This is a genomic window from Nocardioides cremeus, assembly GCF_030518195.1.
In the GTDB taxonomy this organism is placed as follows: Bacteria; Actinomycetota; Actinomycetes; order Propionibacteriales; family Nocardioidaceae; genus Nocardioides; species Nocardioides cremeus.
Window position 1 is genome coordinate 1 of record NZ_JAULSC010000278.1, and the last position, 277, is coordinate 277.

Genomic DNA, 277 nt, shown 5'->3' on the forward strand with positions numbered 1-277 from the left:
GTCCTTGTCCGATAGCTGCAATACCGTTTGCACAAACTTGTCCCTGACGAATAGCAGAGAATAATGCAACCAGTCCCAAACCAATTCCTGAACCTAACACAGCACAAGCTTGAATTGCTGAAATTTCAGGAGTCAGTACATTAAAAATACTCTGGAACATAAAGTAACCTGCAAAACCGTACAAACCCTGAGTACCAGGAAGCGCTGTAAGAACCAAGAAGTTACCGAAAGCACCATCGTTTTTCTTCAAAGCACCAATTGATGCATTACCTGCGAT

Annotated in this window: 1 protein-coding gene; it reads right to left on the minus strand. The window is 42.6% G+C overall.

Going from position 1 to position 277, the window contains the following annotated elements; translation table 11 throughout:
* Positions 1-277 (minus strand): ATP synthase subunit C-like protein (locus QWJ41_RS22460; RefSeq protein WP_302710469.1); only part of this gene is annotated, 277 nt, incomplete at both ends.